This window comes from Cryobacterium sp. CG_9.6 (assembly GCF_029893365.1).
Taxonomy (GTDB): domain Bacteria; phylum Actinomycetota; class Actinomycetes; order Actinomycetales; family Microbacteriaceae; genus Cryobacterium.
This window is the reverse complement of sequence record NZ_JARXUZ010000001.1, coordinates 1707223-1730369: the sequence shown is the minus strand read 5'-3', so window position 1 is coordinate 1730369 and position 23147 is coordinate 1707223. Positions and strand designations below refer to the sequence as shown.

Annotated in this window: 21 protein-coding genes; 12 read left to right on the top strand and 9 right to left on the bottom strand. The window is 62.2% G+C overall.

The features are described 5' to 3' along the window. Position 1 precedes the first annotated feature (1 nt). Positions 2-2200, bottom strand: a complete 2199-nt coding sequence (locus H4V99_RS07840) for a transglycosylase domain-containing protein (protein WP_280677065.1) — start codon at positions 2198-2200, stop codon at positions 2-4. 134 nt (positions 2201-2334) lie between these two features. Between H4V99_RS07840 and H4V99_RS07835 the strand changes: the two genes are divergently transcribed. Continuing rightward, positions 2335-3471 carry a YbdK family carboxylate-amine ligase gene (locus H4V99_RS07835; RefSeq protein ID WP_280680025.1) on the top strand — a complete coding sequence of 379 codons (1137 nt, stop codon included), beginning with the start codon at positions 2335-2337 and terminating at the stop codon, positions 3469-3471. A gap of 24 nt (positions 3472-3495) precedes the next feature. Here the strand turns inward: H4V99_RS07835 and H4V99_RS07830 are convergent, their stop codons facing one another. Continuing rightward, on the bottom strand, positions 3496-5034 hold the full coding sequence (locus tag H4V99_RS07830) for an SPFH domain-containing protein (RefSeq protein WP_280677063.1): 1539 nt from the start codon (positions 5032-5034) through the stop codon (positions 3496-3498). A 253-nt stretch (positions 5035-5287) separates the two neighbouring features. Here H4V99_RS07830 and H4V99_RS07825 point away from each other — a divergent pair, with 253 nt between their 5' ends. Next, entirely contained in the window at positions 5288-6085 is a 798-nt protein-coding gene (locus H4V99_RS07825; protein WP_280677061.1) for a BTAD domain-containing putative transcriptional regulator, read from the top strand. A 161-nt stretch (positions 6086-6246) separates the two neighbouring features. After that, positions 6247-7023, top strand: coding sequence for an enoyl-CoA hydratase (locus tag H4V99_RS07820; protein WP_280677059.1), 777 nt, complete (start codon positions 6247-6249; stop codon positions 7021-7023). A gap of 6 nt (positions 7024-7029) precedes the next feature. Here the strand turns inward: H4V99_RS07820 and H4V99_RS07815 are convergent, their stop codons facing one another. After that, positions 7030-7635, bottom strand: a complete 606-nt coding sequence (locus H4V99_RS07815; protein ID WP_280677057.1) for a hypothetical protein — start codon at positions 7633-7635, stop codon at positions 7030-7032. A gap of 76 nt (positions 7636-7711) precedes the next feature. On the opposite strand from H4V99_RS07815, the gene H4V99_RS07810 reads away from it, so the two are divergent. Beyond that, a complete protein-coding gene (locus H4V99_RS07810; RefSeq protein ID WP_280677055.1) occupies positions 7712-8959 on the top strand; it encodes an acyl-CoA dehydrogenase family protein in 1248 nt (415 codons plus the stop codon). Between the two features lie 83 nt (positions 8960-9042). Beyond that, positions 9043-10599, top strand: coding sequence for a phosphotransferase (locus tag H4V99_RS07805; RefSeq protein ID WP_280677053.1), 1557 nt, complete (start codon positions 9043-9045; stop codon positions 10597-10599). A gap of 22 nt (positions 10600-10621) precedes the next feature. Here the strand turns inward: H4V99_RS07805 and H4V99_RS07800 are convergent, their stop codons facing one another. From H4V99_RS07800 to H4V99_RS07790, 3 genes are all read right to left on the bottom strand, one after another. Further along, a complete protein-coding gene (locus H4V99_RS07800) occupies positions 10622-11089 on the bottom strand; it encodes a VOC family protein (RefSeq protein ID WP_280677051.1) in 468 nt (155 codons plus the stop codon). Between the two features lie 107 nt (positions 11090-11196). Then, positions 11197-13245: a hemopexin repeat-containing protein gene (locus H4V99_RS07795; protein ID WP_280677049.1), complete on the bottom strand. Its 2049-nt coding sequence runs from the start codon at positions 13243-13245 to the stop codon at positions 11197-11199. After that, entirely contained in the window at positions 13238-13636 is a 399-nt protein-coding gene (locus H4V99_RS07790) for a hypothetical protein (protein ID WP_280677047.1), read from the bottom strand. The genes H4V99_RS07795 and H4V99_RS07790 overlap by 8 nt, the downstream gene beginning before the upstream one ends. A gap of 101 nt (positions 13637-13737) precedes the next feature. Here H4V99_RS07790 and H4V99_RS07785 point away from each other — a divergent pair, with 101 nt between their 5' ends. Beyond that, positions 13738-14517: a hypothetical protein gene (locus H4V99_RS07785; protein WP_280677045.1), complete on the top strand. Its 780-nt coding sequence runs from the start codon at positions 13738-13740 to the stop codon at positions 14515-14517. On the opposite strand, the gene H4V99_RS07780 is transcribed toward H4V99_RS07785, so the two are convergent. Further along, positions 14506-15905, bottom strand: a protein-coding gene (locus H4V99_RS07780; protein WP_280680013.1) for an IS3 family transposase whose coding sequence is annotated in 2 segments (ribosomal slippage) — positions 14506-15584 and positions 15584-15905 — 1401 coding nt in all. Because the reading frame shifts where the segments join, the coding sequence is not laid out codon by codon here. The two genes, H4V99_RS07785 and H4V99_RS07780, sit on opposite strands and share 12 nt — an antisense overlap. A gap of 196 nt (positions 15906-16101) precedes the next feature. On the opposite strand from H4V99_RS07780, the gene H4V99_RS07775 reads away from it, so the two are divergent. The 6 genes from H4V99_RS07775 to H4V99_RS07750 all read left to right on the top strand — a co-directional run bounded on the left by H4V99_RS07775 (position 16102) and on the right by H4V99_RS07750 (position 21174). Next, a complete protein-coding gene (locus tag H4V99_RS07775; protein ID WP_280677043.1) occupies positions 16102-16695 on the top strand; it encodes a hypothetical protein in 594 nt (197 codons plus the stop codon). A gap of 17 nt (positions 16696-16712) precedes the next feature. Next, positions 16713-17063, top strand: a complete 351-nt coding sequence (locus H4V99_RS07770) for a hypothetical protein (protein ID WP_280677041.1) — start codon at positions 16713-16715, stop codon at positions 17061-17063. A 26-nt stretch (positions 17064-17089) separates the two neighbouring features. Next, positions 17090-18559 carry a glycosyltransferase family 2 protein gene (locus H4V99_RS07765; RefSeq protein ID WP_280677039.1) on the top strand — a complete coding sequence of 490 codons (1470 nt, stop codon included), beginning with the start codon at positions 17090-17092 and terminating at the stop codon, positions 18557-18559. Next, positions 18556-18813: a hypothetical protein gene (locus H4V99_RS07760; protein ID WP_280677038.1), complete on the top strand. Its 258-nt coding sequence runs from the start codon at positions 18556-18558 to the stop codon at positions 18811-18813. The genes H4V99_RS07765 and H4V99_RS07760 overlap by 4 nt, the downstream gene beginning before the upstream one ends. A 55-nt stretch (positions 18814-18868) precedes the next feature. After that, positions 18869-19729: a LuxR C-terminal-related transcriptional regulator gene (locus H4V99_RS07755; protein ID WP_280677037.1), complete on the top strand. Its 861-nt coding sequence runs from the start codon at positions 18869-18871 to the stop codon at positions 19727-19729. Between the two features lie 119 nt (positions 19730-19848). Then, a complete protein-coding gene (locus H4V99_RS07750) occupies positions 19849-21174 on the top strand; it encodes an MFS transporter (protein WP_280677035.1) in 1326 nt (441 codons plus the stop codon). Between the two features lie 96 nt (positions 21175-21270). On the opposite strand, the gene H4V99_RS07745 is transcribed toward H4V99_RS07750, so the two are convergent. After that, a complete protein-coding gene (locus H4V99_RS07745) occupies positions 21271-22119 on the bottom strand; it encodes an aldo/keto reductase (protein ID WP_280677033.1) in 849 nt (282 codons plus the stop codon). 35 nt (positions 22120-22154) lie between these two features. Further along, positions 22155-23081, bottom strand: coding sequence for an NADP-dependent oxidoreductase (locus tag H4V99_RS07740; RefSeq protein WP_280677031.1), 927 nt, complete (start codon positions 23079-23081; stop codon positions 22155-22157). Between the last annotated feature and the right edge of the window lie 66 nt (positions 23082-23147).

Here is a 23147-nt window from a genome sequence, read left to right as displayed (position 1 = left end):
GCTAGCGTTGCGGGGACGGGGTGGGGGTTGCCGGGGTTGCTGACGGCACCCCTGCGGACTCGATCAGGTCGTCACCGCCGTACTTCGCGTTTGCAGCCGACATGACCACCGGCCACATCCGGTGACGTGCGGTGGCCACCGGACCGCTCGCAAACTTCAGGCGGCGTTGGTTGACGGCGCCGCTGAGACTGACAACCGCAACGACGGTGGCCACCTTGGAGCTTGAGCCACTCATCCAGGTGTCTTTGGCACCATCCGTCGTCCCGGTCTTCCCGATCATGGGCACCCACGGGCTGGTGCCCACATTGGATTGCCGAGCCGTTCCGTTCGTCATCACCCGGCGCATTCCATAGACCATTCCCTCGGCAACACGTGGGTCAACCGACTGAGCGCACTGCGTCTGCGGCACTGGAATGGCGACACCATTCCGATCCACGATGCTGTCGATCGCAATCGGGCTGCATGTGACGCCTTTATTGGCAATGCCGGCGAACGCCACGGCCATGGTGAGCGGCGCCACTTCGTTCGTGCCAATGACCGTGGCCGCGGTCTGTTGCAGCGGCTGCCCGTCGGCCCGGTGCACCTGAAAGCTCTCTGCGGTCTTGCGAATTCCACAGAGGTCGAGACGCTTGGCCATTCCGATGAACCCCGTATTGATCGATCGGACTGTGGACTCCAGCGCACTGTAGTTGCCGCCCGCTTCATTCTGGTCATTTCGGGGGCTCCAGCGCTGCTGGTCGTAGTTCTGCGGCCCGAGACAGCTGTCTTGAAACGTTCCCCAATTGGCCTTGCGTCGCGAGTCGACCCGCTCGGTGAGCTTGTGACCTTCTTTCAGCCACTCGGCCAGGGTGAAGACCTTGTAGGAGGACCCTGGTTGAAAGCCGCTCGAGCCGCCATAGGCATAGTCGGTGTTGTAGTTGATGCCCGTGTAGTTGGCTCCGGTGGCTTGCACCGCCGGATCCTGGCTGTAGTCCTTGTTCTGCGTCATGACCAGTACTCGCCCGGTTCCCACCTGAACACTGGTGATGACCGAACCCAGATCACCCACGGGATAGGTTGTGGGCACCTGAGCCGTCATGGTCGCCACGGCCACCTGTTGAAGATCAAGGTCAAGAGTCGTGTACACGTTGTACCCTCCGCGCCGAAAGTTCAGCATGCGAGCGCTCGCGTCCTCACCGAACGTGGGATCGTTCTGCAAAATCTTCGTGACGTAGTCGCAGAAGAAGGCGTTGGCCACCGCCGTCTGGCACCCGGTACTGGGCTCCGTGATCACCGGTTCCACCGGTGTTGCCCGAGCCGCCTCGTACTCCGCCGTGGAAATCTTCTGATGCTTGAGCATCGCAGCGAGGAGGTAATCGCGGCGCTGCTTGTTGGCCGCATATCCGTTTGCAGCACCGTTGGTGGCGCTGGCGGGACGGTCAATCTGAAACTTGACCGGATTGTTGACGATGGCCACCAGACTGGTCGCCTGGGGCAGAGTGAGGTTCGCCGCGGTGGTGTTGAAATAGTAGTTCGCGGCGGCCTCGATCCCGTACACCGTGCCGCCGAATCCGGCAATGTTGAAGTATTGCCGCAAAATATCGTCCTTGGTCACGAACTTTTCAACACCAATTGCAAGGCGCATTTCCCGAAGTTTGCGTTCCGGTGTGGTCTCCGTTGCGTTCGAGTAGCAGGCATCGTGCGCGGTCGTGTCGGCGATCAGTTCACATTTTTGAATCAACACATTTTTCACGTATTGCTGAGTGATGGACGAACCGCCCTGCGTGGCGCCACCGGACAGGGTCGAGGCTGTCGCTCGCAGCGTGCCCTGCAGATCAATCCCACCGTGCTCGTAGAACCGTGGGTCTTCCCCGGCGATCGCGGCATCCTTCGCGTACGGGCTGATGGCATCCGATTCCACTTCAATGCGATTCTGGTCATAAAACGATGCGAGCAGCACCGGGGTGCCATCGGTCTGCGTGGCGTAAATGTTGCTCTTCTCTGACAGCGCGTCCAGGGAGACGAAGCCGGGGAGACCCTCAAAGACGTTGATGGTGCTGGACGCCGCCAACCCGGTAATGGCCAATACCGGAGTGACCCCCACGCTCACCAGCACACCCACGGTGACGCTCATGGCGACGAACCCCACGAGAGCGGTCGCTGCGCCTCGAAGTGTTCGGCGCGACGATGAGGCCATCCCGGACGGTGGATTGCTGATCATGATTGCTCCCTCGTCCCCTACGTGCGGTCTATAAAACATCATTCATCGCATCCTCGCTAGGGGGTCGCCGCGCCAATACGGCCACAAGCAGGTCAGGACCGGGCTACCATCCCAGCAACAGGGCAGGGGAAGTGATGCGAACGTTCGGCGTCGAAGAGGAATTCATGTTTGTGGACAGCGCTACGCTGCACCCGCTCCCGGTGAGCACCCAGGTTCAGTCTCTGCTGCGTTCTCGGTCATCCACTGCCGCCCCGGCTCCGACCCCACCCACCGCGCACGTTGATCACGCGCCGTTCGTTCATTCGGAGTTTCTCGCTTCTCAGATCGAGCATTCCAGCCCCGTCTTCGACCGCCTTGATCAGGCCGAAGCCAGCCTCCTGGGTTTTCGCTCACGGTTGGCCGAGGCTGCCACGGCGCTCAACTCCGTGGCGGTCGGTGTCGGTGCACCCTTCCAGACCGATGGGTGGCCTGAGGTCACGATCAGCGCCCGCTACCGCCGGGTGGAAGAGGAGTTTCGCGGTCTCATTCCCGATCATCTGATCAACGGACTTCATCTGCACGTGGGAATCCCCAGCCAGGAAGCCGGTGTCGAGGCACTCAATCGCCTGCGCGTGTGGCTGCCGGTTCTTCTGGCAATGAGCAGTAATTCACCGTTCTGGAACGGTCGCGACACTGGTTTTTCCAGTTGGCGCAGCATCCATGCACGGCGGTGGTCAACCGGCGGATGCCCGCCGTACTTTGCTGATGTGGCCGACTACCATCGCCGCACCCAGCGCCTCGTCGGGGTTGCCGGCACGTTTGACCTGCACACGATCTGGTGGGGTGCCCGCCTGGCAGAGAAATATCCGACGGTTGAGGTGCGGGTGTGTGACGCTCAGCTCGACACACCCAGCACCCTCCTTCTCGCCGCTCTCACCCGGGCCCTCGTCTCCACTGCACTGATAGCTGCGGAACGGGGACGGTGTCCCGTATTTCTCGAGCCGGAACTCCTCGACGCTTCGCTCTGGCATGCTGCGCGGGAGGGCGTGCAGGCGCGGCTCATCAACCCGTTGTCCGGAGAACTTGCGCCGGCGCGCGCGGTCGTCAGGGCGTTGGTCACATCCGTCACAGACGCCCTGGAGGAGTCCGGTGATGCCGAGCAGGTTTCCCACCTGCTCGACCGTTTCTGGCGGTTGGGTACCGGCGCCGACCGACAGCGTTACGCCCTCTCTTCCGGCGGCACCGACAGCCTCGGCACTCTGCTCCGCACTACCCTCAACGCCTGTGACTAGGTCCTGGTAGCTAGGCCCTCGGTGCTACTGCCGCGCACCGTTCACGAATCCGTTTGCGGCGTGCCGCGCAGCATCCGCGGCAGAGGCCCCGGCAGCAGCAGCGACGGCATCGATATCCACGGTCGGCGCGGCGGGACGTGCAGATTCCCCGTCAAACGGCTCCACCACATCTGCAATCGTGGTGGGCTCCTGACGCATGGTCCGTGCAAGAGCCGCACCCGCCGCCGTCCCTCCGGCAAGGCCAGCGAGCAGGTCTTTGATCCCCACCCCCATCGTAGACGTCAGCACGGCGTCAACCTCGGAGAAACCGGACGCCACATTCTTACTCAGCTGACTGGCACCGTCAGTGGAGATCACCGTGAGCTGGTCAATATTGCTCATCGGGGCGGCGAGTTCATGAGCGATCTTCGGAAGCATCTCCACCAGACGCAACTGGATCAACGCTTCAGACTGCTGCGCTACGGCCTCCGCGGACAGCCGCGTGGCCGTGGCCTCGGCCGTACCCTTTGCCAGAATTGCATCGGCTTCCGCCTGACCTTCCGCTCGTGTGGCTTCCGCGTTAGCCACCCGGCTATCGCGGTCTGCGGTTGCTTTCGCCACGGATGCCTCGGCGGCGGCTACGGCCGTCACGCGAATTCTGTAGGCATCCGCGTCGGCAATCGCGTGCACCTCGGATTCCAGTTCGGCCTTGCGCAGGCTGGCACGGCGTTGCGCGGTGAGTTCCTGTTCCTGAACGATCGCCTGTTGCGCCTTGGCCTCGGCAAGCGGCCGGGAAGCGGCTGCCTCGGCGGCCGCCTTGTCGGTATCCAGTTGGAGGGCCGCCTTGCGCAGCGCCAGCGTATTCTGCGCCTCGGCTACGGCCTGCTCCGCGGCAATGGACGCCTCCTGCGATTCCCGATTGGCGAGGTGCTCGGCCACCTCCGCCTGTCGGCGTACCTTGGCCTGCTCCGCGCGCCCGATATCGCGAATGTAATCGTTTTCGTCGGTGATGCCCTTGATCTCAAAGGAGTCCACGTCGAGCCCCTGATTGGCCAGCGACTCACGTGCGGTGGCCAGCACGGCAGTTCCGAGCTCGTCTCGTTTCTGAATGACGGTCATCACGTCGGTGGCACCGATTGATGAGCGCAGGGAGCCGGACAGCACCTCCTGAGCGAACCCGTCGATATTTTTGTCCTGCCCGAGGAATCGCTGGGCGGCGGCCCGGATGTTGGCCGGGTCGTCCCCAACCTTGACGATGGCCACGGCTTCCACGGTGAGGGTGATCCCATTTCGGTCCTGGGCAACGGCGGTTATCTCGATGGCGCGGCTGCGCAGGCTGATCTTGAAGGCCTTCTGAAAGAAGGGGGTGATGAACACACCCTGGCCGTGAACGACCCGCTGCCCTGATTCTTCGAGCGTTGCACCATCAACAATGGTCTTACGCGACTTTTTTCCCGTAATGATCAGGGCTTCGTCAGGTCCGGCATTTTTGTAAATGGTGCGTGCATAAATCAGTGCGATCACCAGAATGACCGTGATGGTGAGTATGATTCCCAGAATTGGGCCGAACGAAAAATCGAGCATTGGGTCCTTCCGGCGCCGGAGCGCGAACCTGACATTTCCCCCCGAGCTGGTCGCCGCGGGCACCTCGTGCCCATTCAGTCTCGCAGAGATTGCCCTCCACGTGCCCCAAAGGGAAGTCACAGAAATCCATCGCGCCAGCGCATTGACAACACACGCCGGACTGGCCATTCTGGCCGTAATGCACAGAGTGCCGTTGGGTTCAACCGTCGAAGCCGGACCCTTCTTCACGGCAGGTCACGCAAGGAGGGCGACAATGCCAGCTCTTGTTCCCCGTTATGACCTCACCCTGCTCGATTACTGGCAATTGAAACGGGACGGCGAACCGGTCGACGTGGGAGCCAGGCAACAGCGGGTGATCACGGTGCTTGCCCTCCTGGGAGTGCGGCCCCGGCATTTCATTGCCACGTTGCTCTGGCCCGATGGGTCTGAAGAGCGAGCCGCGGGAAATCTGCGTGCAAGCATCTTTCGCATCTCCCACCAGCTTCCACTTCTCATCTGCGGGTCGGAACCGCTGAAGCTGCACGATCACGTCCGCGTAGACGTTCGGCAGCTCCGAGAAAAGATCGGCATCGTGATAGATTCACGGGATTCCGGGGTTCCCGTCGCAACGATCGAGCACCTGCGAACCTCAGACCTCCTGTGCACATCAGAACTCCTCCCTGGTTGGTACGAGGACTGGGTCGTGGCCGAGCAAGAGCTCCTCCAGCACGAGCGCGTGGACGCCTTGGAGATCCTCGCCCGTCGTTACCTCGCTCAGGGGAATACCGAGCGAGCACTGGTCGCTGCCCGTGCAGCGTCGACCATAGAACCGCTGCGGGAAAGTGTTCAGCTCCTTCTCGTGCGCGGGCATCTCGCATCCGATAATCGAGCCACGGCGATAGCAACGTACCGGAACTTCTGCGTCACCCTGCGCCGCGAGCTGGGGGTTCCTCCCTCACCGCGTTTTGCCGAGCTCCTGCAACCGGGCCGCGCTGTCACTTCGCCCGGAATGCGGAATGAGAACCATCGTCGTGTCGACACCACGACCTCGCTCAGAGCTTCGTCGCGCTAGCGATCCGTCCCACCCAGAGGGTGGCGGCCGAGTACGGGGGTACTGAGTCCGCCAGCTGAGTCCGGTGCGCTCGGCTCGAAATGCTCCGTCATTGCTAGTACGTTGGGCACGAAGCCCGCACCGTCGCGCGCACGAGAACCACTCGAGGGGATACACACCAGATGAGCAACTACGAGAATATTCTGCTGGAGCGCCGCGACCGGGTGGGCCTGATCACGCTGAACCGTCCCGAAGCGCTCAATGCGCTGAACGATGCCCTCATGCGTGACGTGGTTGCCGCAGCAACGGAACTCGATCGAGATCCCGAGATCGGGGCGATTGTGATCACCGGCTCGGAGCGCGCCTTCGCGGCCGGGGCCGACATCAAGGAGATGGCGCCGCAGACCTATATGGAGATGTATGCGGCCGACTGGTTCGCCGGCTGGAGCGCTCTCGCCGCGGTGCGCACCCCCGTCATTGCCGCCGTTGCCGGACACGCCCTCGGTGGCGGCTGCGAACTGGCCATGATCTGCGACTTCATCATCGCGGCGGACACGGCCAAATTCGGCCAGCCGGAAATAAAACTCGGTGTCATCCCCGGAATCGGCGGATCACAGCGACTCACCCGCGCCGTGGGCAAAGCCAAGGCCATGGAACTGATCCTGACCGGTCGCACGATGGGTGCCGAGGAGGCCGAGCGCTGCGGCCTCGTCGCTCGAGTCGTTCCCGCTGCCGACCTTCTCACCGATGCGCTTGCCACGGCGACGACGATTGCATCGCGTTCCACCCCCATCACGATGCTCGCGAAAGAAGCCGTCAACGCGGCCTTCGAGACGACGCTGGCGGAGGGCATCCGTTTCGAGCGTCGTCTCTTTCACTCCACGTTTGCGACCGAGGATCAGAAAGAAGGAATGGCCGCCTTCGTAGAGAAGCGGAGCCCGGTCTTCACGAACCGGTAGGGCCCGTCAGGTCGTCGGGGCGCGAATTCCATTGACGACGAGGTCGGCCAGCTCGTCATACGCCTGGGCTGGCGTGAGGCCCGTGCTCTCGGTGATGTGCTGTTGCTGAATCCGCACCATAACTGCGGACACGGCCTCGGCGATAAAGGCCGCCGGCACCTCCCGAAACGCCCCTGCTTCCACACCGTCGCGAATAAGTGCGCCGACACGCACCGCAGCGAAAGCAGTGTTGCGCTCGTAAACAGCATTCGCGGGGTCGAAAGCGGCCACGTCGTCCATGAAGGCAGCGGATGCCGGGCGCAGTTCAGCACCGACGGCCCGCAGATACGCGGCGATGCGATCGGTCGGGTCGAGCGTGCCGTGCAACTTCTGTTCCACGTGTTCGGCGGCAGCACGAAAGAAATGTACGACCACCTTCTGCACCAGCTGCTCCCGACTGCGCGCCAGAGAGTAGATGGTCGACTTGGAGCAGTGCAGCCGTGTCGCGGCGTCGGCCAGCGTCATGTCTGCAAAGCCTTCGCGCAGAAACAGATCCACGAGTTGGCCAAACAGCTCGTCCTGACGGGCCGACCAGCGTTCGCGAGGACGACGGGCCAGAGTCGGAATGGTCATATTCGATCCTTTCTGCCGATACTTGTGGTGTACGATCGTACTCGAAATCGTACCAATAATTTGCGCGAGGTAAACAATGACGTTCGACTCCCCTGCCGCCACAGATCTGCTCCGTGACCGTCCCACTGCCCCGGTCCCCGTGACCGCTGATGCCGAGCATGACGAGGTTCCCTACCCGACCGCCGATCTGCTCTTCATCACCGATCTCCTCTCCGAGCCAGAACGTGAACGTCTCGCACAGGCCCGCGAATTCTTCCAAACGGAAGTGCGTCCGCTGGCGGTGGATTTCTGGAATCGGGCCGAGTTCCCGTTTGCCCTGCTTCCCAAGCTGGCGGCGCAGAACCTCAGCAGCAGTAGCGGTTCGGACACGAGCCATCTGCTTACGGGGCTGCTGCAGATGGAGCTCACCCGCGCCGATACCTCCATCTCCACGTTCTTCGGTGTGCACCACGAGCTCTTTGCCGCCGCGATCGAACAGTTGGGCTCGGACGAGCAGCGCGAGCGTCTGCTGCCGGACCTGCTGGCCCTTCGCAAGATCGGTGCGTTTGCGTTGACGGAACCGGATCACGGCTCCGACATCTCTCGGGCCATGCAGACCACCGCTACTGCCGTGGGTGATGAGTGGGTGATCAACGGCCACAAGCGCTGGATTGGGAACGCGGGCATGGCCGACTACGTTCTGGTGTGGGCCCGGGACACCGCGGACAAACAGATCAAGGGCTTTATCGTCGAGAAGGAACGACAGGGCTTCTCCACGAGCACCATCGAGAATAAAATCTCCGTGCGGATTGTGCAGAACGCCAACATCACTCTGGACAACGTGCGTATCCCCAGCACCAACCGGCTGCCGGGCACCAACAGCTTTCGGGACACCAATGTGCTCCTGCGTAATTCGCGGGTGTGGGTCTCGTGGCAGGCTGTGGGACAACAGTTCGCCGCCTTCGACGTGGCTCGCGCGTATGCCCTCGACAGGCGGCAGTTCGGGCAGCCGATCGCTGCCTTCCAACTCATTCAGGAACAGTTGTCGCGCATGATCGGCAATGCCACCCTGTGCCTCACTCTGCTGGTTCAACTCGCCCGCCTGCAGCAATCTGACCGGCTAACGATGGATCAGGCAGCACTCGCGAAAGCCACCTGTACCACGCGTATGCGCGAGACGGTGGCTCTCGGACGGGGAATCCTCGGGGGGAATGGCATCAGTACGGAATTTGAAATGGCGAAGATTTTTGCCGACGCGGAGGCCATCTACTCGTATGAGGGGAGCTATGAAATCAACGCTCTGCTCGTGGGGCGCGCCGTGACCGGGATCTCCGCGATCGTCTGAGGTCTCAGAAGGTTCGCGCGCCCGATCAGAATCGGTGAGGTGTGGCCCTGTGCTTCGGCCGAGAGCGCGCGTACGCTGGCCGCATGACGGACCAGCAGACTCCCACTAACACCGGTCATGGAGCGGATGACGGCAGGCACCTCCCTGATTTTCTCTCTCGCTGGGTGGCCGAGCAACGCTGGTTTCCGTCCCACGCTGCCCTGCCAACTCTGGTGATCGTGGCGGAGTGGCCCCTCCCGTCGGCGGACCTTGACGTGCGGCTGCGCACACTCCTGGTTCGTGACACGTTCAGCAGTCAGGCTGTGCTCTTTCACATACCCCTCACCGAGTATCGACAACGCCAGCCTCACCTCGCACCCGCTCTGATCGCCGTGGACCAGAATACGGCGACCGATCACCCGTTCGTGTACGACGGCACCCACGACAGCGCGTGGGTCTCGGCACTTCTTCGGTTCATTGTCGAGGGCGAGACCTACCCGGCAGCAAATGACCTGTCGGCAGACATGGTTGCCCGGGGAGAACCCTGTGTCACGGTGTCCCCCGCGCGGTCGCTGGCAAATCGGGTACGCACAGCGAGCGTGCTCTCCAGCCACGTCCTCAACGGGGAACAGTCCAACACATCGATCATTTGCGAGCTGGCCGCAGGGAATCGAGTGGTGTCGCCCGTCATCTGCAAACTGTTTCGTGCCGTGTACCCGGGCCAGAACCCCGACGTCGTCGTGCAGTCGGCTCTCGCCACTGCCGGTTCGGTGTTCATTCCCGAACCTGTCGGCGCCGTGACGGGCCAGTGGCGTGACCCCCACCAACCCAACGAACGCGTGTCTGGTCACCTTGTCTTTGTGCAGGAGTTCCTTCCGAACGTGGCGGATGCCTGGCGCACGGCACTTGAGGCCGCCACCGCTGGGCAGGATTTCAGTGAACCGGCTCGTCGACTCGGTGAAGCGACAGCCGGGATCCACGCCGACCTCGCGGCCGTACTGCCCACCCGCGTCGCGACACCGCGACTGATGGTGAGTATGGTCACCCTGATGCTGGACCGGTTTCGCGCGGCCATGATTGAGGTACCGCCGCTGCGGGCTATGCGCACCGAGGTCGAGAGCATGTTCGCCCGAGCGCTCACCGTCTCGTGGCCTCGCCTGCAGCGTATCCACGGAGACTTTCACCTCGGTCAGGTACTCGATGTTCCGGAGCGCGGGTGGATTCTTCTCGATTTTGAGGGCGAACCGCTCCGTCCCGTGGCCGAACGGAATGAGCCGGACGTGCCGCTCCGTGACGTTGCCGGAATACTGCGGTCTTTTGACTATGTGGCGGGCACCGTGACGCAGGCAGACCCGCATCGGGATCCCAACGACATCCTCGAGTGGTCAGCAACATGCCGACGTGCGTTTCTCGCCGGGTATCTGGCCGGGATCAGCACGGGGGAATCGTCCGCGTCGTCTGCACCGCGCTCTTCCACGCTCTTCGTGTACCCGGGAGATTACCTCGAACACAACCCGCTCCTCGAAGCCCTCGAACTCGACAAAGCGATCTATGAGACGGTGTATGAAACGCGCAACCGCCCCACCTGGCTCCCGTTGCCGCTGGCTGCCGTGCGACGAATGACGAGTGCCCACGCCCGGAGCCTGGACGATCAGGACTAGTACGAGCAGGCTCGACGGGGCTTTAGTAATCGTCGGCAGTGGAACGGGGCACGGCGTCGTCCGAGATATTCTCGGCCGATACCGGTGCGGCGATGTTCACCAGCCAGGTCACTCCGAATCTGTCGCGAACCATACCAAACTGGTCATTCCACGGTGACGGGCTCAGATCCATCGTCACCGTCCCCTCAACAGCGAGTCCGTCCCAGAACCTGTGCAGCTCGACGTCGTCCTCACCGCTGAGGGAGACGGAAAAATTGTCCCCGGGCGTATACGGCATCGTGTTGGGAGTGTCGGCTGCCATCAGGGTGAGACCCGCATCGGTAACGAGCACGGAGTGCATGATCTTGTCCGCTTCGGCAGGGTCCTCGCTCACGTGAAACTCCGCAAAAGTACTTCGGGTGAGCGTGCCTCCAAAAACGCTCTGGTAAAAGTCCATGGCCTCCCGGGCGGTCTCGCCAAAGCCGAGATAGGGGTTCAAGATTGTGCTCATCGTTATCTCCAATGACTGGTGCTTCTGTGCCTCTGTGGTGATTGCTGGTGATTGCTGGTGCAGACAGGGTGGCGGCGTGAAACGTCACCACCCTGTCCGTCGGTCCGTCAGTCGGTGTCCTCGCTCTGCGTCGTCGGCTCCGTCACCGCCGCTGCCTGATCGTCCGCCCTCTCGCGCAGCAGCGCGGCCGTCGGGAACGGCATCCAATTGATGTTGATCTGCTTGGGATAGCCCGCCTCCACCGCCCAGCCGCCATTCGGATCGACGCGAACATAACCCGTGGCCTTGAAGAAGTAGATCTTCGAGTTGGGGTCACCCCACACCGCGGCATCCACTCCGGTGGCGTAGGACGCCGGAAACCCGGGCCAGTTGCCCGCAATAGGCTTCGGATACCCCGCTTCGACGGCCCAGCCGGCAGCCGGGTCGACCCGAACATACTGCCCACCTTTGAAGAAGTAGATCTTCTGCGTGGTCTTGCTCCACAGTGCTGCATCCACTCCCGCGGCAAACGACGCCGGGAACCCGGGCCAATTACCCGCAATCGGTTTGGGGTACCCCGCCTCAACCGCCCAACCGTTTGCCGGATCAACGCGAATGTATTCACTCCCCTTGAAGAAATAGACCTTTTGCGTGGGGCCGCTCCAGAGCGATGCATCCACTCCCGCGGCGAAAGACGCCGGGAACCCGGGCCAGTTGCCGGCAATGAGCTTCGGGTAGCCGGGATCCAGTGTGTACCCGGTGTACCGCACGTAGTATTCGCCAGAGAACAGATACAGCTTGTTATTGACGAAGGTGTGCACACCGGTATCGATCCGGTCAAGGAACGCTTTCCAGCCAATGGATGCCTGGGTGAAGGGGCAGATGGCGGTGACGTTGTTGTTCATGAGGCAGGCGGTGGGATTGACCGCGCACAGCTGACAATTACCGTTCACCTCGGTGAAGAAGCCCGTGTGGGAGTCCGTGCACACGCACTTCGACGCGGTGTACTCGTCGAAGGCTCCGAAGATATGCCCTGTTTCGTGTGCATAGACGCGGTCGATGGATGTCCAGTTCAGAAAGGATGTCCCGGTTTCTCGCATGACCACTTTGAGAGAGTTCATACCATTGGCGTAGGCGAACCAGGCAGTGGGCATTTTAGTGAAGAAGCCCACGTAACCGTACTGAGAACCTGTTGATGCCTGCACGGACTGCACGAGCTGCGTGAAACCGGGATCGCCAGCAGGAAACCCGAGCTGGACGAGAGCAGGATCACGCCACGCGTCCTCGGCTTCCCACCCGAGACCGACCGGTTTCGGATAGCCCGCTTCCACGTTCCAGCCGGCGGCCGGATCCACCCGAATGTAGTCGTTGTAGAAGCGATTGGCCTTGAAGAAGTAGATCTTCGCCGTGGTGCCACTCCACAACGCCCCGTCGACACCCGTGGCGAAGCTATCCGGAAAACCGGGCCAGTTTCCGGTGATGGGCTTCGGATACCCGGCATCGACGTTCCACCCGTTACTAGGGTCAACGCGAATGTACTGGTCGCCCTTGAAGAAGTAGATCATCGATGTGGTGCCACTCCACAGCGCTGCGTCCACTCCCTGCGCAAAATCGGCGGGGAACCCGGGCCAGTTACCGGCAATCGGTTTGGGATACCCGGCATCCACATTCCAGCCGTTGGCCGGATCCACCCGAATGTATTCGCTGCCTTTGAAGAAGTAAATCTGTTGAGTGGTCCCGCTCCAGAGCGCTGCGTCGATCCCCGCTGCAAAATTGGCGGGGAAACCGGGCCAGTTACCGGCGATGGGTTTGGGGTATCCCGGATCGGCGTTCCAGCCGTTATTCGGATCGACGCGACTGTATTCACTCCCGTTGAAGAAGTAGATCTTCTGCGTTGTCCCACTCCACAGGGCATCGTCGATATGCCGGTAAAAGGGTTCGCTGAGTCCCGGCCAGTTGGCCCCCTGCCAGGCCGTGAAGGTTGGCAGGTCAACGTCGAGGGACGTGTACACCCAGTTGAGTCGAGCTCGCGGTTCGCTGCCTGACAGAGCACCGTGCCCGCTCTGCACTTCGGCCAGGACATGCGCCTTCTCCGCTGCGGAGATCGCATACTGGCCTGGTCCCGAAACGAAGACGATAGCGGACGACACGCGATTGATCATTCTTTCGTTAACCATTGGACTCGCCTCCTGGAATGCATGGTGCGGTGAACATGAGCTGCTCCTCGGGTGAGTCACCGGGTGTCTGGCCGGCCTTCTCCTGCTGGTACGTTGCCGAGTTTCTGATGCGCACGGCTTCGAGGAACAGGAGTTCACTCGTGTCGAGGTCGGGAACCAGCGCCGAAACATCGGTGTCAAAGGGCACCAGACGGGCGCCCGGTATCTCCTCTGTGAGGCGCTCCGCCTGAGCGTCTGAGGCTTCGACAACGACAATTCGACCGCTGCTGTGTCGAAACGTCGCTCCCGAGGACACAACGGTATCCAGAGCTCGCGCCACCGCGGTGCGCTCCCCCGGCCTCGGCTTGTCGCGCCCCACGTCCAGCACGAGAAATTTTGCGTTGCTTTCCATATCACCTACTCCTTTTCACTTGTCGACTGAGTAAACATCGACCGGCGTTACCGGCGCGTTATCGCGGGTCGCGGACCGGTAGATCGTGGCTACGATGAACCATGGCTTCCACCGGATCCAGAGTGCAGGACGACGTAAGGCATCTGGGAACAATCGTGGGAGACCCTCGTCAGGGACTGATCGTGGCCCTCAGTACTTCCAGCGTGTTCGACGACACGTCCCTGGTGCGCTCGTATTGGGAGCGCGATTCAGCCGATATCGACTCCGGCTTTCAGGGACATCTGTACACCGGCCCCGACGATATTTTCGCCGTGAACATGTCCCGGAACGACGATGGTGCCATTGACATGGTCGAAACCGCGCTGGATGCAAATGCGGAGATCTGGGCGGCGACCACGGGCATCCGCCTGTGCACGTCCGGGAGTCGTCTGATTCTGGCCTGCGCCCGCGAGCGTTCCGGGTGCGCGCCGCATCCCCGGCTCAGCTGGCACGTTGCCCCCCTGACCGAGACCGCGGCCGCGGAGTACCGCCTCGGCACGGGTGCATTTCTTGCCTTCGTTCTCGACCTCACCACGCTCTCGCTACTCACACGCGACGACAGGCAGGCCCAGACTTTCTCCGATCAGGCCCGACTGACGTCGCTCCTGATGGATAAAACTAGGGCTATGGCCCTGCTTCAGAATCACGATGTTCCCCGAGCGCAGTCGTGGGGATTCACCTCGGAGTCCTGGCGTTCCTCAGGCCAGATGATCCCCAGCGCTGGGCGCTACGTCTTCAAGCCCGCGGGGGGTGCTGCCGGAATCGGAGTGCACTACGAGCACGGTGATGGCTCCACGGAATTTGTCAAGGCGAATGAGGCCAGTGGGAGTTTAGGCGGCTAGTTCGAGCCCTTCGTTCTCGGTGGGTTTGTCGGCTGGTTTGTTGATCCAAGCCGTCGCGGGAATGGACAGGATCTTTGGTGCGTGGCTGGTGCTGAATCGCTCGGGGAAGCGTGCGCGGGCCGCCTCCAACGTCGCTGTTCGTTCGATGGCCTTCGCCTCGGCGAGGCCGTAGTGCACGTCGGCGGGCGTGTTCAGGCCGATTCCGGAGTGGCGATGCTCGTGGTTGTAGCCATCGACGAACGAGGCCAGGAACGTCTTCGCGTCGGCGAGGGAGCCGAATCGTTCGGGGAACGTCGGAGCGAATTTCAGGGTCTTGAACCACGCCTCGCTATAGGGATTATCGTTACTCACCCGCGGCCTCGAATGCGACTTGGTGACCTCCAGATCCGACAGCAACGCCGCGACGGTCTTGGACGTCATCGACGTGCCGCGGTCGGCGTGCACGACCTGCGGGAGGCCGTGAATGCCGAAGATTTCTTTCATCATGTCCACCGCTAGCTCTCCCGATTCTGAGGCGTGAACATACGCGCCGACGATGTAGCGCGAGTAAATATCGATCATCACGTAAGCATCGAAGTACTTCCCCTTGACCGGGCCAGCAAGCTTCGTAATATCCCAGCTGAGTACCTGGCCCGGTCCCGTGGCGATCAATTCGGGGATCGCCCGTGCCGGGTGGCGGGCCAGGCGGCGACGGTCCTTGACCTGCTGATTCTCGTTCAACACCCGATACATCGTTGAAATGGAGCACAAGTAGGTGCCCGCATCGAGCAGCTGCGCGTAGATCTGGATCGGCGGCAGGTCAACGAACGAGTCCGAATTGACGACGTCGAGAATCTGCCGGCGGTCGACATCATCGATCTTGTTCGCCGGGATCGGCGCCGGCCCGGCCACCGGGATGCGTGGTTTCCGGGTGGCGGTCGCGCGAGGGATCCCGACCAAGTCGGCCGCGACGCGAGTCGAGATCCCTCGGCTGGCCAGTTCGCGATACGCGGTCATTACGGCTTCGTGTGCGGTGTTTCGTCCCGCGAGCTCTTCGAAAGACTTTCGAGTAGCTCGTGCATTTTTGACATGATTTCAAGCGCCACCCCCGTCGTTTCGAGGCGTTGCTCGGTCTTGCTCAGCTGGCGGCGCAGCCGGGCGATTTCCGCTTGTTCCGGCGTTAACCGACCAATCTTCTCGCCGGGTTTCTTCCCCGCAAGAACACCGGCGTCACGCAGCTTTCGCCACTCCGTGATCTGCGAGGAGTAGAGCCCTTCGGCGCGCAGATACGCACCGCCCTCATGGGCTTTGATGGCCGCGTCATACGCAGCCAGATAGGCAAGCTTCTGTGCTGGGCTGAACGACCTTCTCGAGGTCGGACCACCAGCTCGGGGTCCGGGACTACTCATATGACTATCGTCGCGCACGGCGATCAAAGACGGGCTGGACATGGTTATGATTCCTGATTCTCGCCCTACGTCAAACGGCGGACTTGCTCTTAGCTACTGGCCTCACCCAACCCTGACACGTAGGGCCACGGCCGCCGATATCGCTCGTCACATTGAGGTCCTTCGGTTACGCACACAACTCCCGACGCGATTTCAGGTGCAACGGTTTCTCCCCGGAACACTTTATGGACTCTCCGCCCACATCACGGCCGCGGGTGACGTCGAGATTTTCGAAGCTCACCGTCAGGTCGTCGATGAGGCCGGACACTGCACGGGGGCGCGCTGGACGGCCGAGATTGAAGCGACCCAGATCACGGCAGCGCGAGCCATTTATTGCCGCTTGGCCCGTGTCCCGTCCCTCACGGGACTCGTCTGCCTGGATGTCATCGACGGCCGGGTGATTGAAGTGAATCCGCGAGTGACGGCCTCCGCCCCGATTGCCCACCTGCTCAGTCTGGAAAGCCAGCTTCGTGACCATCGCGGACAATCGTTTCATATTCGCCAGCTCGACGTGAACACCGCGCTGCCGATACCATTTGACAGCATTGAAGACGGTCGGGTGTGGCGGCTCATTCAGACGGTGGAAAGTACGTTCGGAGTGATCGCTCTGCCACAGGGTCTCAACCCTTTTGGGGCGTCCCGAATGGTTTTCGTCAACGACGATGACAGTGGAACCGCCCAGAATTTCTTTTCGCGGCAGCTCGGGCAGTGGCCGGCTACGCCGTCTGACCCTGACGCCACCCAGCCATAGTGGCTACAGTGAGAAACATGACGCTGAAAGCAATCGACCCTCCCGACCGGACGTTCAGCTGGTGGCTGACGAACGAGGAGGTTGGTCAAATGCTGGCACATCACCGCGGCTGGCGGCTCTCTGCGAGCGGCGGCGTGGTGGGGGGCAAGGTGCTGCACAAGAACATTGCCCCGTCCCTGGAGGTTCTCGGAACAGCGGCGCTCATCTCGGGCTGGACAATGCGCGCATCCGTTCCCCATAGCGACGGACGGGGGCCAACCCACTTCATGTGGGGGGTTTTCGATGCCCGCTCCGAGGGTGAGATCGCTGCGCGAGTCAAACTCGTCCTCGCTGGTGAAGCCCCGGATTGGAACAGTACGGCGCATTAACATGTACCCCGACGTAGGGTCAAGATATGCGGTCCTACAGGCAACGAACGAGACTGTTCAACCGTGCCGTCGGGCTTGTTGTCGGAGCGGTGGTCGCAGCTGCGGCGCTCCTGTTGTGGACCGCTGTTTCGTCGAGTGCACCGGTTCAGGGCGATGCCCCCAGCGAGGGGCTAATCTTTGGAATCTGGCGCCTGTTCTACGACCTTGATGCACCCGCGCCACGCGTGCTCCTGGCCGCCGTTGCCTTGGCTTTCCTCTTTGCGGCCGGTGTCGCCATCATTGAAATTCGGGTCTCCAACAAGTCCCGCCGCTCATTTGATCTGCACGGCTCACCCCTCGCACCTAAGGTCATCATGGCAGCCACACGCGGAGCCTACGACGGCCCGGTGACCGTGACGGTACTCATTCCGGCCCACAATGAGGAAGCATCCCTGCAGATCACGCTGACGTCGATACTGGCACAGTCTCACCGCCCCGCTCGGGTGATCGTCGTGGCAGATAATTGCACCGACGGAACGGTCGCCGTCGCGCGTCAACACGGGGTCGAGGTAGTCACTACCATCAACAACACCGCGAAAAAGGCGGGTGCGCTGAATCAGGTGTTGGCCAGGATCCTGCCCGATCAGGGTCCCAACAACATCATCATGGTGCTCGATGCCGACACCGCCGTCGATGATGGTTTTCTCGCCGCAGCAGTATCTCGATTCGAGAATGATCGGGGCCTGATGGCTGTCGGTGGACTGTTTTATGGAGAGCCGGGATCGGGACTCTTAGGGCAGTTGCAGCGCAACGAATACGTGCGCTACTCCACCCAGATCGGTCGCCGTCGCGGTCGGGTCTTCGTCCTCACCGGTACGGCGTCGCTCTTTCGAAGCACCGCCCTGCGCACAGTGGCGGCAAACCGTGGTGTCACGATTCCGGGGATAACCGGTGACGTCTATGACACGGCTGCGCTCACCGAGGATAACGAACTGACGCTCGCGCTGAAATCTCTCGGTGCACTCATCATCTCCCCGGCCCAGTGCACGGTCGTGACCGAGGTCATGCCGACTGCGCGAGCCCTCTGGGTACAACGACTGCGGTGGCAGCGCGGTGCCCTCGAGAACCTCGGTGCGTATGGAATCACCCCCTCAACGTTTCGATACTGGGCACAGCAGCTGGGTATTGGCTACAGTGTGATTGCTCTGAGCGCCTTCGTGCTGCTGATCGTGATTACCGTGTTGGCTGTGGATGCGTGGGTCTGGTTCCCGTTCTGGTTGGGGTTGGGAATCGTCTTCACTCTCGAACGTGTTGTCAGCGTCTGGGCGGGGGGCTGGCGCGCTCGTCTGCTGGCCGCCGCTTTGGTTCCTGAACTTATCTTCGACATGTTCCTCGACCTGGTCTACGTTCAGGGAATCATCGACATCACCCGTGGACGCACGGGCACCTGGGGCCACGTGAATCATGGGTCCACACGGGCGCCCACCCCCATCCTGGGCAGCGGGGTCGGATCATGACCTGGTCTCTCGCCGTTGTTCCCGCGGGACTGCTGTTGCCTGAGTCCGTGCTTCAGTCAGAATCCTTCGCCATTCTGGCGGCATTCGTGGCGGTGAATACCGTGATGTATGCCGCCCTGGCCATCGGTAAAATCGTGCCGATGGTGCACCTGGCCGATTATCTTCCGGGACGGCGACGCCGCGGAGAGACCCGCAGTATTTACCCGGATGCCGTCACCCCCGAACACCCGAATGCGGTGTCGGAACAGGTGTGAGGGCTCACCAGACTGGTATTATTCCCCCTGATTGATGGTGCGCGGGAGGAACCGATTGAACAGTGACAGTGACGATGAGATCTATCGCCCCAGTGATCGGGAGCTTCTCAAAGGCGCCATCCGTGAGCTTGTCGGGCAATCGGGCATTGGTGTGATTTTCGCTGGCCTGGTCGACAAGTCTCAACTCACCATCACCGAATTTGTGGGTACCACCACCCACGGCCTGCGCAATCTTGTGGTGCGAACGGGCGAAGGAATCGGCGGTCGCGCACTGGTGCAGGCCCGCCCGGTCGGAGTGTCTGACTACATTCAGTCTGACCGGATCACCCACCACCACGACATGGCCGTCCGCATCGAGGGGCTGCGCACCATGGTCGCGCTGCCAATCCTCGTCGGAGGACAGGCCCGAAGCATCCTCTATGCCGCCACGCGGGACAGTACCTCGATTGGCGAGCGAGCCATCGACCGCCTGAGCGCGAGTGCCACGCTCATTTCCCGTGAACTCTCCATCCGCGACGAAGTGGATAATCGCCTCTCCATCCTCCGCGTCGTGAAGGGGGCAGCGATGGAGCCGCTCGACCGCGACCTGCTCGACATTGTGCGAATCGCACACGCCGAACTGCTCTCGGTTGCCCGGCTCACCACCGACCCCGTGCTTTCCGAGCGCCTGCTGGCCGTCACCCGCCAGCTGATTGGAACTCCCGCCCCGCACTCCGATCTTCCGCACCTGACACCCCGGGAATCGGACGTGCTGGCCCAGGTAGCTCTCGGCTGCTCGTATGCCGAGGTGGGGCAGCGCCTGGCGCTCCGACCCGTCACGGTGAAGGGATACATGCAGGCGATCATGTCCAAACTCCACGCACACAGCCGCGCCGAAGCGGTTGCTGCCGCCCGTCGTCTACGTCTGCTGCCCTGACGGGAATTCGGCCCGGAGGAACCACCTCCCTCGGGAGGTAGCGCCGCCCTCACCACCCTGCCAGTCTGAGCATCTGCCGGGGTATCCGATCCCAGCCACGATGTCATTGGAGATATCGCATGCTCGAACAGACCGTTATCCGTGAGGCGCCACGGCGCACGTCACTGGCCCGGGTAGCCGTGGCCAGCTCCATGGGAAGCATCATTGAGTTCTACGACTTCCTGATCTACGGCACGGCAGCAGCCCTCGTCTTCCCACAGGTATTCTTTCCTGCGCTGGGCACGGCGGCCGGAACATTGGCGTCCTTCGGCACGTTTGCCGTCGCCTTCGTCGCCCGGCCAGTCGGCGCGATTCTGTTTGGACACTTCGGTGATCGTCTCGGCCGCAAGAAGACGCTCGTGAGCACACTTCTGATCATGGGTATGGCCACCGTGATGATTGGGCTTCTTCCCGATGCCAGCATGATCGGAATCGCCGCACCCATCATTCTGGTCCTGCTGCGTTTTCTTCAGGGCTTCGCCGTTGGCGGTGAGTGGGCGGGTGCCGCACTGCTCGCCTCGGAGTATGCGCCGCCCAAAAAACGTGGTCTGTATGCTGCGTTCCCCCAGCTGGGCCCGTCAATTGCCTTCGCCCTGGCCAGCGGAACCTTCCTGATCATCAACCTGACGCTGGGCGATAAATCCGACGCGTTTCTCACCTACGGCTGGCGAATCCCCTTCATCCTGAGCGCGGTGCTCGTGGTGATCGGACTGTACATCCGGCTGAAAATCGAAGAAACACCGGTCTTCGCTGCAGAAACGGCGGCCCGAGGTGCGGCACCGGCTCCCCGCAAACTTCCGGTCTGGGACGCTGTGCGCAACCAGCCACGACAGATCCTCCTGGGTGGGGCGTCGACGATGATGCTGTTCGCATTTTTCTACACGGGCACCGCGTTCCTGAGCGCCTACGGAACCAATCCCGAGGGGTTGGCGCACACCCGGCCGACTATTCTCTCCCTCGGCATTCTCGGCGCTGTCGTCTTCGCAATCGGTACCATGGCCAGCGCCATCATTTCCGACCGCGTGGGGCGTCGCGCCGTCATTGTGACCTCCTGCATCATCGCCGTGCCGTGGGCACTGGTGCTGTTCCCGATTCTCGACATTGGCTCGACGTGGTCGTTTGGACTCGGACTGGCCGGCACGCTACTCATCGTCGGTGGCATCTACGGCCCGGTGGGCGCCTATCTTCCCGAGCTGTTTGCCACGCGGTACCGCTATACGGGTGCCGGAATGGCGTACAACCTGGGCGCCCTCGTGGGAGGCGGCATCACCCCGCTGGTGGCGGCATCCATTGGAGCGAGCCTCGGAAGCTACTCCATCGGCCTGCTGCTGGCCGGCGTCAGCGTGATCAGCCTGCTCGCGACGTTTGGCCTCCCGGAGACCAAGGGCATCAGCCTGAAGGACTAGTCGCTAGCGTCGAAGCGCTGGAACCGAGACAGAACACAACAGCCCGCCGAACCCTCGCATGAGGGCCCGGCGGGCTGTGTGACTGTGCTGTTCGGACTACGGGATGTAGTTGAACTCGTCCGGGTTCGGGCCGGTACGCTCGTCACGGTTGAGCGCGGCAATGGCCAGCTGGTCGGCATCCGTCAACTCGAAGTCGAACAGGGCAAAGTTCTCAGCCACTCGCGCCGGGGTGACGGACTTCGGGAACACGACGTCGCCGCGCTGCAGGTGCCAGCGCAGGGTGACCTGAGCGGTCGTGCGCCCGACGCGGGCAGCAATAGCTGCGATCACGGGGTCGCTGAGCACGTTTCCCTGGGCGAGAGGCGACCAGGCCTCGGTCACAATGCCGTGCTCGGTGTTGAAGGCGCGCAGCGTCTCCTGGGTGAGGTAGGGATGCACCTCGATCTGGTTGACGGCCGGAACGGTGTCCGTCTCGTCGAAGAGTCGCTGCAGATGTGCCTGCTGAAAGTTGGAGACACCGATCGTGGCTACCCGACCCGTTCGCTGCATCTCTTCCATGGCTTTCCAGGTCTCCACGTAGTCGCCCACGGCAGGAAGCGGCCAGTGAATCAGGAACAGATCAAAGGACTCCATACCCAGGTCATCCAGCGTGCGATCGAACGCGGCCAGCGCATCCGCTCGGGCGTGGAAGCCGTTGTTCAGCTTGCTGGTGACATAGACATCGGCGCGAGCAAGACCGGACTCGGCAATAGCCTGGCCCACCTCCTTCTCGTTGCCGTACATTTCAGCGGTGTCAATGTGACGGTAGCCGGCCTCGAGGGCGGCCAGGGTAGCTGCCTTCGCGTCGGCCGGAGCGATCTGGTAGGTACCAAAACCGAGTTGCGGAATCTGAGTACCGTTGTTGAGTGTGACGGTGGGAACGTTGATTAGTGCCTCTGCAGTCATGCGTATATCTCCTTGTCTGAGCGAAAAAGTGTGGGTTACGGCTGATCGACGCGAACGATGATCTTTCCGCGGGTGTGGCCGAGCATGTTGAGCCGGAACGCATCCGCTGCCTCGGCGAGGGGGAAGACGCGGGCTACCTCGAGGGTGAGGCCGCGCTCGTCAACGAGGTCAGCCAGGCGTTGCAGGTCGGATCCGTCGGGGTCAACCCACATCCACGTTCCGCCGTGTTCCTCGACCTCGGCATCGGCAACGGATGCGTGCCGACCGTCGGCAGTGAGGACCGCGAGAGTGACCGGAAGGACGCCTCCGACAAAGTCAGCGACGACCTCAACACCGTCGGGCACGAGGGCGCGCACCCGATCGGTCAGCCCCTCGCCGTACTCAATGGGCTCGGCGCCCAGGCTGCGCAGGTAATCGTGGTTGCCGGCCGAGGCCGTGGCGAGAACGCGTGCGCCGCGGGCGGCTGCGATCTGAATCGCCAGCGACCCGACTCCCCCGGCACCGCCGTGAATCAGCACGGTGTCGGTTGGTAATACGCCGAGTCGGTCAATGACCTGAAAAGCGGTGAGTCCGGCCAGGGGCAGTCCCGCGGACTGTTCCCAGTTCAGGGACGCCGGCTTGCGGGCCACGAGGCGCTCGGGCAATGCCATGAATTGCGCAAAGCTTCCACCCTGCACGAAGTCTTTTCGACCGTTGGAGATGACCTCGTCACCTACGGCGAACTGGGGGGAATCGACACCCACGGCCTCGACCACACCGGCGACGTCCCAGCCTGGGGTCGCTGGAAAGCTGATGTCGAGCATCGTGTCGAGGTATCCCGCCATGACCTTCCAGTCCACGGGGTTCACGGCCGCCGCCTTCACCCGAATGAGCACCATTCCGGGACCCACCTTCGGACGAGGCTGCTCTGTGAGTTCAAGAACGTCCGGGCTGCCGTACTGACTGTAGGTAATTGCTTGCATAAAGGGGTAGAACCCAAGTCTGCGGCGAATTATTCCTGGTATCAGCGTGCGCTCAGCGCACGCTGA

Excerpts from the sequence above, each read along its gene's own strand:
- H4V99_RS07840 (WP_280677065.1), bottom strand. The coding sequence starts at position 2,200 with ATGATCAGCAATCCACCGTCCGGGATGGCCTCATCGTCGCGCCGAACA.
- H4V99_RS07835 (WP_280680025.1), top strand. The coding sequence starts at position 2,335 with ATGCGAACGTTCGGCGTCGAAGAGGAATTCATGTTTGTGGACAGCGCT.
- H4V99_RS07830 (WP_280677063.1), bottom strand. The coding sequence starts at position 5,034 with ATGCTCGATTTTTCGTTCGGCCCAATTCTGGGAATCATACTCACCATC.
- H4V99_RS07825 (WP_280677061.1), top strand. The coding sequence starts at position 5,288 with ATGCCAGCTCTTGTTCCCCGTTATGACCTCACCCTGCTCGATTACTGG.
- H4V99_RS07820 (WP_280677059.1), top strand. The coding sequence starts at position 6,247 with ATGAGCAACTACGAGAATATTCTGCTGGAGCGCCGCGACCGGGTGGGC.
- H4V99_RS07815 (WP_280677057.1), bottom strand. The coding sequence starts at position 7,635 with ATGACCATTCCGACTCTGGCCCGTCGTCCTCGCGAACGCTGGTCGGCC.
- H4V99_RS07810 (WP_280677055.1), top strand. The coding sequence starts at position 7,712 with ATGACGTTCGACTCCCCTGCCGCCACAGATCTGCTCCGTGACCGTCCC.
- H4V99_RS07805 (WP_280677053.1), top strand. The coding sequence starts at position 9,043 with ATGACGGACCAGCAGACTCCCACTAACACCGGTCATGGAGCGGATGAC.
- H4V99_RS07800 (WP_280677051.1), bottom strand. The coding sequence starts at position 11,089 with ATGAGCACAATCTTGAACCCCTATCTCGGCTTTGGCGAGACCGCCCGG.
- H4V99_RS07795 (WP_280677049.1), bottom strand. The coding sequence starts at position 13,245 with ATGGTTAACGAAAGAATGATCAATCGCGTGTCGTCCGCTATCGTCTTC.
- H4V99_RS07790 (WP_280677047.1), bottom strand. The coding sequence starts at position 13,636 with ATGGAAAGCAACGCAAAATTTCTCGTGCTGGACGTGGGGCGCGACAAG.
- H4V99_RS07785 (WP_280677045.1), top strand. The coding sequence starts at position 13,738 with ATGGCTTCCACCGGATCCAGAGTGCAGGACGACGTAAGGCATCTGGGA.
- H4V99_RS07770 (WP_280677041.1), top strand. The coding sequence starts at position 16,713 with ATGACGCTGAAAGCAATCGACCCTCCCGACCGGACGTTCAGCTGGTGG.
- H4V99_RS07765 (WP_280677039.1), top strand. The coding sequence starts at position 17,090 with ATGCGGTCCTACAGGCAACGAACGAGACTGTTCAACCGTGCCGTCGGG.
- H4V99_RS07760 (WP_280677038.1), top strand. The coding sequence starts at position 18,556 with ATGACCTGGTCTCTCGCCGTTGTTCCCGCGGGACTGCTGTTGCCTGAG.
- H4V99_RS07750 (WP_280677035.1), top strand. The coding sequence starts at position 19,849 with ATGCTCGAACAGACCGTTATCCGTGAGGCGCCACGGCGCACGTCACTG.
- H4V99_RS07745 (WP_280677033.1), bottom strand. The coding sequence starts at position 22,119 with ATGACTGCAGAGGCACTAATCAACGTTCCCACCGTCACACTCAACAAC.
- H4V99_RS07740 (WP_280677031.1), bottom strand. The coding sequence starts at position 23,081 with ATGCAAGCAATTACCTACAGTCAGTACGGCAGCCCGGACGTTCTTGAA.